This is a genomic window from Pseudomonas sp. MDT2-39-1 (assembly GCF_054898085.1).
Map to the genome: position 1 here is coordinate 79,728 of NZ_CM142716.1, position 13,033 is coordinate 92,760.

The 13,033-nt window shown below is 59.7% G+C and carries 11 protein-coding genes and 2 pseudogenes; 3 read left to right on the forward strand and 10 right to left on the reverse strand.

Features of this window, described 5'->3' with window-relative positions; genetic code table 11:
- Positions 1 to 312: 312 nt before the first annotated feature.
- From ACYZTM_RS00460 to ACYZTM_RS00495, 8 genes and pseudogenes are all read right to left on the reverse strand, one after another.
- Positions 313 to 1,653, reverse strand: coding sequence for a glutamine synthetase family protein (locus ACYZTM_RS00460; protein WP_461986337.1), 1,341 nt, complete (start codon positions 1,651 to 1,653; stop codon positions 313 to 315).
- A gap of 20 nt (positions 1,654 to 1,673) precedes the next feature.
- Positions 1,674 to 2,228: a helix-turn-helix domain-containing protein gene (locus ACYZTM_RS00465; protein ID WP_461986339.1), complete on the reverse strand. Its 555-nt coding sequence runs from the start codon at positions 2,226 to 2,228 to the stop codon at positions 1,674 to 1,676.
- Positions 2,229 to 2,253: 25 nt separating this feature from the next.
- Entirely contained in the window at positions 2,254 to 3,543 is a 1,290-nt protein-coding gene (locus tag ACYZTM_RS00470) for an NAD(P)/FAD-dependent oxidoreductase (protein WP_461986341.1), read from the reverse strand.
- A 68-nt stretch (positions 3,544 to 3,611) separates the two neighbouring features.
- The gene (locus tag ACYZTM_RS00475; protein ID WP_165557406.1) at positions 3,612 to 4,796 is read right to left on the reverse strand and encodes a patatin-like phospholipase family protein; all 1,185 of its coding nucleotides are present in this window, start codon (positions 4,794 to 4,796) and stop codon (positions 3,612 to 3,614) included.
- Positions 4,797 to 4,899: 103 nt separating this feature from the next.
- Positions 4,900 to 5,364 (reverse strand): MaoC family dehydratase, encoded by a 465-nt coding sequence (locus tag ACYZTM_RS00480; protein WP_461986343.1) that lies wholly within the window; start codon positions 5,362 to 5,364, stop codon positions 4,900 to 4,902.
- Between the two features lie 21 nt (positions 5,365 to 5,385).
- Positions 5,386 to 6,117: a hypothetical protein gene (locus ACYZTM_RS00485; protein WP_131058531.1), complete on the reverse strand. Its 732-nt coding sequence runs from the start codon at positions 6,115 to 6,117 to the stop codon at positions 5,386 to 5,388.
- A complete protein-coding gene (locus ACYZTM_RS00490; RefSeq protein ID WP_461986345.1) occupies positions 6,114 to 7,202 on the reverse strand; it encodes an AI-2E family transporter in 1,089 nt (362 codons plus the stop codon). Before ACYZTM_RS00490 ends, ACYZTM_RS00485 begins: the two co-directional genes overlap by 4 nt.
- A gap of 78 nt (positions 7,203 to 7,280) precedes the next feature.
- Positions 7,281 to 7,373, reverse strand: a pseudogene (locus ACYZTM_RS00495) (DNA-binding response regulator); the annotation flags it as partial.
- Here ACYZTM_RS00495 and ACYZTM_RS00500 point away from each other — a divergent pair.
- Positions 7,373 to 7,462: pseudogene (locus ACYZTM_RS00500) on the forward strand (OprD family outer membrane porin); the annotation flags it as partial. The pseudogenes ACYZTM_RS00495 and ACYZTM_RS00500 sit on opposite strands and share 1 nt — an antisense overlap.
- Positions 7,463 to 7,699: 237 nt before the next feature.
- Positions 7,700 to 8,221, forward strand: a complete 522-nt coding sequence (gene phaR / locus ACYZTM_RS00505; RefSeq protein ID WP_131058533.1) for a polyhydroxyalkanoate synthesis repressor PhaR — start codon at positions 7,700 to 7,702, stop codon at positions 8,219 to 8,221.
- 38 nt (positions 8,222 to 8,259) lie between these two features.
- Here the strand turns inward: phaR and phaP are convergent, their stop codons facing one another.
- Positions 8,260 to 8,829: a TIGR01841 family phasin gene (phaP, locus tag ACYZTM_RS00510; RefSeq protein WP_131058534.1), complete on the reverse strand. Its 570-nt coding sequence runs from the start codon at positions 8,827 to 8,829 to the stop codon at positions 8,260 to 8,262.
- Positions 8,830 to 9,071: 242 nt separating this feature from the next.
- Between phaP and ACYZTM_RS00515 the strand changes: the two genes are divergently transcribed.
- Positions 9,072 to 11,537, forward strand: a complete 2,466-nt coding sequence (locus tag ACYZTM_RS00515) for a DUF3141 domain-containing protein (protein WP_461986348.1) — start codon at positions 9,072 to 9,074, stop codon at positions 11,535 to 11,537.
- Between the two features lie 188 nt (positions 11,538 to 11,725).
- Here the strand turns inward: ACYZTM_RS00515 and ACYZTM_RS00520 are convergent, their stop codons facing one another.
- Entirely contained in the window at positions 11,726 to 12,763 is a 1,038-nt protein-coding gene (locus ACYZTM_RS00520; RefSeq protein ID WP_131058536.1) for an AraC family transcriptional regulator, read from the reverse strand.
- Positions 12,764 to 13,033: the final 270 nt, after the last annotated feature.

Below are 13,033 nucleotides of genomic sequence, written 5' to 3' on the forward strand. Positions count from 1 at the left end.
TGCAAAAAAAACGCCTGAAACCTTGCGGTTCCAGGCGTCTTTGCCTGTTCTTTTGCGGTGTTGAAACCAGACGTCTCTGCCTGATCCACCGATGTTGCCCACGAATCGATCGTCGTTGACCGAGGGGGCTGCCCACTCGAATGCGTTCACGGTGGGCCTGGTCGATGTAATGCAGCGATTGTGCCAAGCGCTGATTGTCGCGGTTTTACGGCTCCCGCCGGGGCTTAAAGGGTATGAACTCTGCAGTTTCTGCCTTGGCTTAGTGCATGCCGCCGCACGAAAGCTTTATTAAAGTGCATCGGCATGCCTGGATTACAGATACCAGCGATACTCCCGCGCACTGATCTCCTGCATGAACGCCAGATGATCCTGGCGCTTGTTCTCGCAATACACGTCCACGAACTCCGCGCCCAGCCCTTCGCGCAGCTGTGGCTGATACTGCATGGCGCGCACCGCTTCGAGCATTTCCAGCGGGAAGTCGACCCCGCTGTTGCGGTCGTCGTTAAGCGGCTGGATCGGCTCGTTGCCTGCTTCCAGACCATGTTCCAGTCCAACCAGAATCGCCGCCAACACCAGGTATGGGTTGGCATCGGCGCCGGACAGGCGATGTTCAATGCGCAGGTTTTTCGCATCCGATTCCGGAATGCGCAGGCACGCATCGCGATCCTCAAACCCCCAGCTCGCCCGCGTGGCGATGTTCGTCGTGCCGCCCAAACGGCGAAATGCATTCTGGTTGGGCGCGAAAATCGGCATGCAATGCGGCAGCAATTCCAGACAACCTGCAACGGCATGACGCAACGATTGCTGCTGGTTCGCCGCCAGGATGTTGTTGCCGGCAGCGTCGTAAAGGCTGACATGCACATGCATGCCGCTGCCCGGGTGCTGCAAGTAAGGTTTGGCCATGAAACTGGCGCGGTAACCGTGTTTCAGCGCGACGCCACGGCTGCTGCGACAAAACAGGGCCGCCCAGTCCGCCGCACGCAAACCATCATCGAGATGACCGAAATTGATCTCGAACTGGCCCGGACCGAGCTCGGCGGTGATCACCGTGGAATCGATGCCTTGAGCCCGTGACGCCTCGACCATGTCATCGAGCACCGGGGCAAAGCGTGACAGGCGCTCGATGTGCATGTTCGGTTGATCATCGGCATCGTCGGTCAGGCCATCCCGGGGAAATTGAGGCAACCCGTCGCGCAGCTTTTTATCGAACAGATAGAACTCCAGCTCGAACGCCACCACCGGATGGATGCCTTTGCCCGCGAGCCTGTCCAACACCTGCGCCAAGACCTGGCGCGGTTCGAATACGATAGGGTTTTCGGTGCCGTCCGAGGTGATCAGCATTTGCCCCAAGGGTTGTGCTTCCCAGCTCACCGGTTTGAGTGTGCCCGGCACCAGCCGGCGCAACGCATCCGGATCACCGTCGTTAAAGCAGTAATCGCCAATCTTGAACAACCCGCCCTGCACACCCAGCAGCACACAGTTTTGCGGCAGTTTCAGCGCGCTGCCGGCCGCGACCTTTTCCAGCATGTCCACGGGATAGCGCTTGCCGTAGAAGTGCCCCGGAATGTCCAGGGAAATCAGGTCGACATAACGTACATCGGGGTAGCGTTGGCGGAAGGCTTGCACTTCGGCCAGCAGATCAGCGTCCATCATCGTTGGTCCTATTGTGATTATCAGGTGTAGACCCAGAGCACTCGCGTGAGGTGCTCGGAAAGGTTGCCGTAACGGCAACGGGTATGGCTGTCGAACTGAAAGCTGTCGCCGGACTGCAAAGTGACGGCTTCGTCATCGCCCAACCACAGCGTCAATTCGCCTTCGAGCACGTAGCCGCCCTGCTCCGAGCTATCAGTCAGATGCCGTTCGCCACTGCTGGCGCCGGCTTCGAGGTGACTTTCGAGCATGGAAAACGAAGCGCGCATTTTCGGCGACACCAGAATGTCGGTGATGCCATTGGCGTAGTACAACGTGCGGCGTTCATCCGGCCGGGTGACCCACGGCAGTTCCTTGGGTTTTGGCAGGCTGTAGAAGTAGGTCGTCGGCACGCCCAGGGTTTCGCTGATCGCCGTCAGGTCGGCCACGGTGGGCCGTGACAGGCCGCGTTCGACCTGCGAGAGAAAGCCGACGGAACGACCGATCTGGTCGGCCAGGTCCTTCAAGGTGTATTTCTTGTGCTTGCGCAGATCGTGAATAAGGATCGCCAGCGCAGCGATTTCTTCTTGCTTGTTCATGCCTGGAATTCCGCCAAGTGATTCATCAGATGCTGTCGCGCAGTCGATACCACGCCTTGCCGATGGCTTCCAGCGGCGCCGCCAGGTATTTACCGCCGGGGAAGCTGCCGTTACTCAAGCCCTGATACAACGCCAATTCATCCGCTTGACCGAGAATCGCGTCGGACACGGCGCGGGCGGCGGCCAGCGTTGGCAGCACGCCATGCCCGGAGTAGCCCTGGAGCCAGTAGCGATCACCCCATCTGCCAATGTCCGGCGTGCGTTTGAGCGTCAGGTCAATATGCCCGCCCCAAGCGAATTCCAGCTCTACGCCTTTGAGCTGCGGAAAAACCCGCTCCAGAAACGGCCGGGTCGCGCCGGCAATGTCTTTGGGCATACCGCCCAGATACGTGCAGCCGCCGCCGAACAGCAGGCGGTTGTCCGGCGAGCGACGGAAATAGTCAAGGACGAACTGGTTGTCAGTGACGCAGACGTTGCTCGGCAACAGCGCAGTGGCCTGTTCGGCCGTCAGCGGTGCGGTGGCAACCTGATAAGTCCCCACCGGCAACACGCAACTGGCCAGTTGCGGGTCGAGCCGGTCGAGATAGGCATTGCAGGCCAGCACCAGCACATCCGCCCGAATCGATCCGCGTTCGGTGTTCACCAGGAACTGATCGCCCTCCTCTCGATAACTCAAGGCTTTGCTTTGCTCATGGATACGGCCGCCCGCCCGTTCGATGGCGGCGGCCAGGCCGAGGGCCAGTTTCAGCGGGTTGAGGTGAGCGCCCTCGGGGTCATAAAGGCCTGCCTGGTAGCGGTCGCTGGCTACCCATTCCGGCAACTGCTCACGGCTGATGAACTGCAAGCCATCGTGGCCCCACTTGTGACTGGCTTCGCGCTGCCACTCGGTCAGCAGACTGACCCGACGGGGCATGACCGAGGTCCACAAATGACCGGCGCGATAGTCACAGTCGAAACCATGGCGAGCCGGCAACTCACGCAGCTCTTGCGCGGCCCAGCGCATGCCGTCCCACAACCGTCGCGCACGTTCGTAGCCCAGCGCTGCTTCCAGCGGTGGCATGTCGCATGACCAGCCAAGGATGGCCTGACCGCCATTGCGCCCCGAGGCGGCCCATGCCACTCGGCTGGCTTCCAGCAGCGTCACGCGTTTACCGGCCAACGCCAGGCGCAACGCGGTATGCAGGCCGCTGAAGCCGGCACCGATGATCACAACCTCGGTAGTTTGTTCACCGGCAAGCGCCGGCCGGGTGGTCAGGCGATCAGCGCAACTGTGGGCGTAATAGCTGGCGACATGCTGCGTGGACTGCTGAAACATACAAGCCTCATGAAATTATCTTTTTATAATTTCATGAAAAACTACAGCATAAATTTCATTCGGACAACTCATGCGTTGGGCGATTTATGCCAGGGATAGCCTTTCGCGCTGAGTTGAAAGGCGTAATCGAACAGACGTTTCATGTACTCGCCATCGAATTTCTGATTGCGCGGAAAATGAAAGTCGGCGCCGATGTACGCCAGATTGAAGTCCGCCCCGTCCTGCTGGGCGATGCGGTAAATGCGATCGAGGTCGCTGATCCCCTGGGTCTGGATCAATGTGCTGATGGCGCGCCCGCCGATGCTCAAGGTACGGCGCTTGGTGCCGGACCACTGCGGCACCAGTTTGCCGTTACGAATGACATAGAAATGCCGTTCCCGGCGTATACGCGCGCCGGTCACGCTGTTCAGCGCCACCACGGTGCCCGGGGGGTAAAGGAAAACCTGAGTGAGGACGCCTCCGTCCACGTGCATTTCCTGAAACTGTTTGCCGTCGACCTCTACATCGATCATCACCGGTGAGACGGCGCCGGGAATGCTCATCGACGCAATCATGATATTGCGAAACAGGTGCAGCGCTCCCGGTGCTCCGCTGGACGCAATCGCGCCCATGTTCCAGGTGACGGGACGCCCGGCATCCAGATCGGTGGTGCCGATCATCAGCAGTCGTCCCTTGGCGTATTGCGCGGCGATGGCCGCGAGCACGTCGGCGGTAATGTATTTGGCAATGAGCCGCGCCAGTGGCTTGCTGTCCGCGATGCCGTCGCTGGCCAGGCGGGTCAGCACACTTCGCGAATGGAACACGTCTTTTGGACCGATTGCGCTGCAGATCCCCAGTATGACGCTGTCGTACTCAGGTCCCAGGTAAGCGAACGGGGCGACCAGAGCGCCCGCGCTGATGCCGGTGACGACCTTGAACGCAGGCCGGCTCCCATGCAAGGTCCAGCCCGCAATGATGCCCGCCGCGAAGGTGCCGGCGTCGCCGCCCCCCGAAATGGCCAGGTAATAGCCCCGTGGCAGCATATCGGGCGGCAACGCTGAGTCGGCGAGCGCCTCGACCTCTCGATCGTTGGCTAAAGTCGCGTCCCGAATGAACAGCGTCAGGTCCTGATCCAGCCAGTAGCGCGCATTCGGGATACCCGGGATGACCGCTTGTTCCGTCAGCGCTTGCGGCACCGCGTCACGGCGTTGCAGGCAGCCCTCACGCAGCATGTTCATGGTTGAGGCGCTGGGCCTGGGCAGAAATGGTTTCAAAACGCCTCCTCCGGTCCCTGCCATCGAGAGAGCACGCGCTCGACTGACTCATGAATTGGGCCTCAGCCATCATGCGCGCGCCCCACGCACCCCTGACTACTTTTCAGTCAGGCGGTGGTCTTCTGAACACCAGCAGTTTGCCAGTGGCTCGTTGTACCACCTTGTCATTCTGATTGAGGGTTTCCATGAACATCGTCACCACGCCCCGATCTGGCTTGGTGCTGGACGGGTCGATGGCCTGCACGGTGCATTGCAGGCGCAACAGGTCGTCCGGGTAAGTCGGCGTCGGCCAGCTCAGCTCGATGCCCAGCCCGATGATGCCGTCCGCCAACGGCACGCTTTCCACCAGCAGCTTCATGGTCAGGGCGGCGGTGTTCCAGCCGCTGGCGGCCAGGCCGCGGAACAGGCTCAGCTCGGCGAGTTCGGGATCGAGGTGAAACGGTTGCGGGTCGTACTCCTGAGCGAAGGCCAGCATCGATGCTCGATGAACACGCAGGCTGTCGCTTTCGAACTGCTGACCCAGGCTCAGGTCATCGAGGTAGAGTTTTTCCCAGGAATGTACGGTCATGATTCATCCTTCCGAAGAGTATTACGAATAGCCGAGTTCGCTGAGATCGATAGCCACCAGCAACGCATCCTTGTTAGCCTGGCCATCCTCTGCGCGTCGGTAGGCACGCCGCTTGCCAGGCATGCGCAACCCGTCAGCTTCGATGTAGTCAGACACATATTGGGCGGCAGGCATGCCACCACTGACGTCGACGTTGTAGTCGTGTCGACGCAACAGGAAGTCTTCGCCGAAGTAGAAATCCTGCACGGCGCAGTGGGTGGCGATGCTTTCGGGAAAGTGCACCCGCAAGCGGCGCCAGCGCTGCGCGGACTCTCGCCAGGGTTCGATTTCCTCGGTCACCACACCCGGCAACGTGAACAGGAACGGCATGGTCAGGTAGGACCAGAGCGCATAGCCGTTGAAGTACGCGCGATGCAGTGGATCCCAAGGGGTGTTTTGGTCGTGGTCGCGGAAGGATTCCCGCGGCGTCTGGCGCTCGGCAATCACCTTTCCGTCGGTGGTTTCGATGGCGATTCTGTCGGGTGTGTAGGCCGTACGTTTGTCCGGACCACCGAAGGGGGTTACCGAGGCTTTCTGTTCGTGCAGCCACACAGTCATCTGTCGGGGGGCGCTGTCCTGCGTCAGCCCTTTCGCGCCCCAGAGAGAACCACCGGTCACCAGCGTGGCGCGGACGGTGTCGAAGCTGTTCCAGCGGTCCAGACCACCATGGGCGGTCAGCACCTGATCCAGCAGTTGATGATACTGCGCACTCATAGTGGCGGTCCTCCTCCCTCCGGCGGTCGATCCTGCACCCATTGCCAGAATAATTGATAGCCGACGGCAAGCACTACCGGGCCGATGAACAGCCCGATGATGCCGCTGGTGACCATGCCACCCAAGGCGCCGATCAGCACCACCGGCATCGGCACGTCGACACCGCGTCCTAACAGCAAAGGTTTGAGGACGTTATCCACCAGGCCGGCAATGAACACATAGATAGCGAAGATGATGGTCGTGGTGCTGGCGCCTTCCGTGGCGAAGACAAAGGCAATCACCGGGAGCGTAATCAACGTCACCGGTAACTGCATGATGCCAAGCAGCAGCACCGCCAAGGCCAGCAAACCGGCACCGGGGATGCCCTTGAAGACAAAACCGAGGCCCACCAGCAGCATCTGGATGAAGGCGATGCCAACCACACCCAGCGCAACCGCACGAATCGTGGCGGTGCAGAGTTCGGCGATTTTAGGTCCACGGGCCGGACCGCTGACGCGCGAGGCAATTTGGACCGCGGCGCGGCTGCCACCTTTACCATGGGCCATGAAAATCCCGGCAATGATCAAGGCGAAGATGAACGTGAGGAAACCCATGCCGACGCCGGCCAGTTTACCCAACAGGCCCAGGCTGGCGTGTTTGATCTGCGGTACGTACTTCGCGGTCAGGTCGGGAAGATTGGTTGAGGCCTGCAGCCATAAATCAGAGAGTGGCTGGCCCACCAGTGGCCAACTGGCGACTGAGTCGGCCGGCGGCGGAATGTGAAAACCGCCGCCCTTGACGATTTCCATCGCATGCTCGACGGAGTCGGCAATCGAGGTGCCCAGCAGGTAGATCGGCACCATCAGGATGACGATGGCGACCAGGATGATCAGCGTCGCGACGTGCCCCGGTTTGTGCGTCCCCCGAAGCCGCTCTTGCAGCGGATAGAGGGTGATCGCCAGGATCAGCGACCACAGCATCAAGTCGCGGAACGGGCTGAATATCTCGAAACAGAACAGCACCAGAACGGCGATCAACCCGGCACGAATCAGCACATCGAGCAGTGTGCGAGTGAGCGTTTTCTCGGAAGAGGACGTGGGCTCCACGGATGCCTCCTTGCAGATCACTGCAACGGTAGCGGATCGGTTAGCCCAGCATAGACGCTCAATACCCGGCGCGAGGCGTCATCGCAGTTTCAGCGGGTCGACCAGTTCGGCGGCAATGGCCATGCCGACCAGGTCCGGCAGGGTATTGGCCTGCATGCGCTTCATCACGCGCCCTGGTGAACTTCGTGCAGATCGGCGACTTCGCCAGCAAGGATGAAAAATCCTGGCAGGCGCGTTACGACTACAACTTCGCGGCGATCGTCAGTTATACGTTGCCGATCTAGTAAGCCGATTCAGGCTTCACAAGGGGACTCGTTTGACGGCGCAGTCCCCTTTTTTTCTTCAGGTTTTGCGGTGTGTTGGTGGGCCTCATCGCGAGCAGGCTCGCTCCTACACTGGATCTTCAGTGCTCACAAGTCCCCTGTAGGCCTCAAAGGCGCCAAAGATGAGAGTAGGTTAAGATGCCTGCAAACCAGGCTCGCCACGAGACGCCCCGCATGCCAGATAACAGTCGGAACACGCCCCGCCTGATCAAGAAATACCCCAATCGCCGACTGTATGACACGCACACCAGCAGTCATTTGACGCTGGCGGACGTCCGCCAATTGGTCGTCGATAAAGTTGCGTTTCAGGTGGTCGATGCCAAGAGCGGTGAAGACCTGACGCGCAGCATTTTGCTGCAAGTGATTCTGGACGCCGAAAGCGGCGGTGAGCCGATCTTCACCAGCGAGATGCTGATGGGGATTATCCAGTTCTATGGTCCGTACCAGGGCGTGCTCGGCAGCTACCTGGACAAAAGCATCCAGACCGTCATCGACATTCAGTCGCAGACCGGCGCGCAGTCCTCCGAAGCCTGGAGCGACTTCATGCATCAACAGGCCCCGGTCATGCAGGACCTGATGCGCCAGTATGTCGACCAGTCCAAGGCGTTGTACCTCAATACCCAGAACCTGTTTGGCATGTTTGGCGCCAAACCCGGCACCGATAACGGGCCGAAAAAAAATGGCGACGGGGAATAAGCCCATCGCCATTTCTTGTGCCGCCGGCCTGATATGACTTACTTGTTACCGCTGGTTGCCTTGGCGCCCGCTTCCGGCGCTGCTTTGGCGGCTGCGGCAGTGGCGGTGTCAAAGTTGCTCTGAGCCACATCAGACGCCTGTTTCACCGCTTTCTGTGCGCTTTCAAACACCGTGCCGGCATTCGCCAGGCCCGACTTGAACGCAGCCACTACAGGCTCGGAGCCGGCCGGTGCATTCTTGCTGATCGCTTCAACAAACTCATTCACCTGCTGGGTGCCCGCCTCGACCTGACTCGACGTCAGTTGGGCGATGTCCGACTGCGTGCCCACGATCAGCGCTTGAACCTGACGATTGAACTCGGCCAGACGTTCGGTCTGCGCGCTCGGCTGGGTGAACGACGCCTGCAAATCAGCAAAGCCTTGTGGGTCACGCACGGCCAGCAGCTTGCGCACGCCTTCGAAATGCTCTTCGGTGGAGTCGCGCAGTGCCTTGAACTGCAACTGGCTCAGCTGTTCAACGCTGGCGAAGACTTTGCCGCTGATTTGCTGCAAAAGATCGAGGTTGGCTTTCTGCGCGGTTTGCAGTTTTTCCGAGTTGAAAAAAGACATGCTTGAATCTCCTGGTACTGAAAGGCCCGGATGGACCTGAGGACGCGATAGCGATCCTGCCAGACATCGCGTTAGCCTTGATATTGCAGTGCACAAAATCATTTGGCAACGTCTATTTTGTGCAGCGCACAACAAAACTCCTTCCTCGGCTGATAATCCCTATACACTCGTGACAATCGGATGGCCGGCCTAGCTTCTATTAGTCAGGGCGACGTTCCCACGCATGGCGTCAGGAGTTCACGATGGGTCAGGAAGAAAATATTGCGCTGCAAGATGAAGGGCTTTCGTCTCCGTCCGGTTTGTTCGAACACTTGACCCATCTGCAGCGCCTCAATACCCGCAATGTGCTCGACGCCGTGCAGCAGCGCCAGGCCAAAACCTACGCACCTTCAAGCCTTGGGCAACTCAGGCAGCCGACGCCCGCTGACTGGCAGGAATACCTCACGGATGTGGGTCAACGCAGCGTGCTGTTCTGGGACACCTTGCGTCAGCGCGGCGACAATACCCTGGCCCACGAACGCGCCGGCTATCCGCTGCTGCTCAAGTTCAATCATGAAACCCTGATTGCCGGCGAAGACCTGCCGCGCCCGGTCAACTACTCGCTGCTGCAGATCCTCGCGAGTCCCGGGCAACGGCTCGACAGCAAAAAACAGCCGGTGATCATCATTGATCCACGGGGCGGCCACGGCTCGGGGATCGGCGGTTTCAAACAGGATTCGGTCATCGGCGAAAGCCTGCGAGCCGGCCATCCCACCTACTTCATCTCGTTCAGCCATTCGCCGCGCCCGGGTCAAACCCTGGCAGACATCGTTGAAGCCCAGGCGCGGTTCATCGAAGTGGTCAGCGAGCGACATCCCGCCAGCGCCAAACCCGTGGTGATCGGCAACTGCCAGGCCGGCTGGGCATTGATGGGCCTGGCCGCCACCCGCCCGGAATTGCCGGGGCTGATCATCGTCAATGGCGCGCCGTTGTCGTACTGGGCCGGCGTCAATGGCCGCAATCCGATGCGCTACACCGGCGGTTTGCTGGGTGGCGGCTGGATGGCGCGGCTGGGCAGCGACTTGGGTAATGACCGTTTCGACGGCACCTGGCTGGTTTGCAATTTCGAAAGCCTCGACCCGGCCAACACTTGGTGGGGCAAGTACTACCACCTGTTCAGCGAAGTCGACAGCGAGGCCCCGCGCTTTCTGGACTTCGAACGCTGGTGGGGCAGCCCGACCCTGCTCAATGGCGAAGAAATCGAGATGATTGTCGATGACCTGTTCATCGGTAATCAGCTGTCCGGCGGCCTCGGGCGCAAGAGCAGCGGGCTTGACCTCAAGCGCATCGAAGTGCCGGTGGTGGTGTTCTGCTCCTATGGCGACAACATCACCTCGCCGCAGCAAGCGCTGGACTGGATCACCGACGTCTACCCCAGCGATCTGGCCCTGCAAAATGCCGGTCGCACCATCGTTTACTTGCGGCACGCGAGTATCGGTCATCTGGGCATCTTCGTGTCCGGCGAAGTCGCTCGGCGTGAACACCGAGAGCTGTTGGGCGCGGTCGAAGCGATCAATGAACTGCCGGGCGGGCTGTATGAAATGCTCATCGAAGACCTGCCGGAAAACTCGCAAACGCCGTACGCCGTGCGCTTCGAGCGTCGGCGTATCGCCGACATCCATGGTGAAGTGCAGTCGCCCCGTGATGACGATCGCGAATTCGCGCTGGTCGAGCGTGCCTCTGACATCAACAACAGTCTCTACGACGGATTTGTACGGCCGTGGTTGCGTCAGTTGATCAACGAACCGGCCGCCGAACTGATGCGCAAGGCCCATCCGTTTCACCAGCAGCAGGTGATGTGGAACAGTTTGAACCCGGCGCTGTGGTGGCTGGCAGGCAGTGCCGCCCACGTGAGCAAAGATAGACATCCCGCAAGCCCGGCCAATCCCTTGCTGGCCTGGCAGGCATTGTTTGCCAACCAGATACAGGACGCATTGAACGGCTATCGGGATCTGCGTGATGCCGCGCAGGAAATGTGTTTTTACGGCGTGTATGGCGTGCTCAATAGCCTTGCCGGCGATGCTCCTGGGCGAAATCTTCAGGCGCATGCCGAACAGCACGACAAAGTCCTGATCGAACGTCTTCAGGACGCCCTGCCCCTTGGCGGTCTGATGGAAGCCTTGATCCGGATCCTGTTCCTGCTGGGCCGTGACAGCGATGAACCGGGCAAGCAAAGCGTCGAGAAACTGATCCTGCAATTGCAGGTGCTGCTCCAGGACTACAGCGCCGAGCCGCTGGACCTGCGCGAAACCCTGCGCCTGCAAAAACTGCTGGTCGCCACCCACCCGCAGGAAAGCCTGCACAGCCTGCCCCTGATGCTGGCCGAGGTCGAAGAACGCCAACAAGTGCTGGCGGCCGTCGCCAATTTGCTGCCGGAATTGCTGACCAGCGGCGCAGACAATCCGTTCTGGTGTGAGCTGCACACGCTGCTCGATGTTCCGCTGCCGGGTTTTAACCTGACTCAATTCCCTGGTGAAGCCGATGTTATCGAGGAGAAAGCCCCGGCGATAACCCCGGAGCCGAAGCCGAAAACTGCGGTCGTCGTACCAGCGCCTGTGCAACAAAAGACTCCGGTGCTCGTCGCTGAGCCGATTGCCCCGGTAACGCCGACAAAACCGCGCAAAACCGCCAAGGGCAAAAAAGGTGCGAAGAAACCTCCTGCACCATGATGAACAACCTGTAGGAGTGAGCCTTTGTGGCGAGGGGATTTATCCCCGCTGGGCTGCGAAGCGGCCCCAATAATGGGACTGCTACGCAGTCCAACGGGGATAAATCCCCTCGCCACATAGCCCGCTCCTACAGGGGATTCGCTGCTCACAAAATAGTGGAGCAGGCTCAAACTCTGACAAGAACCGCGTCAAACCGGCGCGGCTTCCTCGATTTCAAACGATTCATCGGAGCGATACTGACCCGGTGTCATGCCAAACCAGCGGCTACAGGCTTTGTTGAAGCTGCTGTGGTCATGAAAACCAAGGAGATACGCGACATGCTTCATGTTGAAGTGAGAATGGCGCAGGTAGAAATCGGCCAATTGCCGGCGCACCGCGTTCAGCACGTCCTTGAATTGCGTCCCTTCTTTTTCCAGGGCGCGTTGCAGCGTGCGCTTGCTGATGTTCAACGCCGCGGCGATCGACTCCATGTCGCACTGTCCCTGGCCTTGACTCAAGCGCTCGGTAATCAGCGCGCGAATCCTGCCGACAATGCAAAAACCAAACAGCAGGTCAAGTTGCGCCTCGGCAAAACTGTCATGCAGCACCGCCAACGCTTCATTGGCCATGCTCAACGGCCGCATCAACTCCTGCCCGTCAAACAGAATGCTGTCGTATGGCGCGTCGAACTGCAGATTGCAGCCAAACAGCCGACGATGCTCGGAGATGTCTTCGGGCTCGGGATAAGTGAACTCAACACTCAAGGGATGCGGTGCGTCGCCGCCCAACAGCTTGCGGCAGAAACCCAGCAATGACGCCAAACCGGCATCGGTGTACTGGCGCGGTTTGACCGAACCCTGTTGCTGATGGTCGAGCCCGGACAGGCGGTAATGCTGCTGTTCCGAGGTAAAGAAAAGGCTGAACCCGGTGCCAATCAACGGACTGAAACGGACCAGTCGTTCAAGGGCTTTTTTCAGATTCAGGCTGGACATCATGGTGTATCCGACGATTTGAAAGCTGCCGGGGTGGAAGCTGCCGTAGGCCCTCAAGCCAATGTCTGGATCGCCCGAGGCCTGTGCGGCCAGTTCCCATAATCGATAGATGGCCTTTCGCTCGCAAAACGCTCCTGGTTTGTCCGCGAGTTTAATGTCTAGTCCAGCCTCCCGACACAGACTGGCAACATCCAGTCCTTGGGCCGAGAGCGTATTTACCAGCACGCTGGCATAGCCTGAACTCATTCTATACATGGCGTCCTCAATGACCTGTGGAACCGAACATCCTGTCCGGAGCCATGACTGATCTGCGGTGAATCAAATACTAACGGGGGGTTCAGTTGCCAAGATTGATCCCAGTATAGGTAACTCTCATTTTTAGCCACTGTTTCCGGTCATTCGTCGCCCTGTAGCTGCCCTGTGGCGAGGGGATTTATCCCCGTCCGGCTGCGCAGCAGTTGTGAAGTCATGCGCTGCGGTGTGTCAGTAGGACCGTGCATTCAGGGTTTACGACTGCTTCGCAGC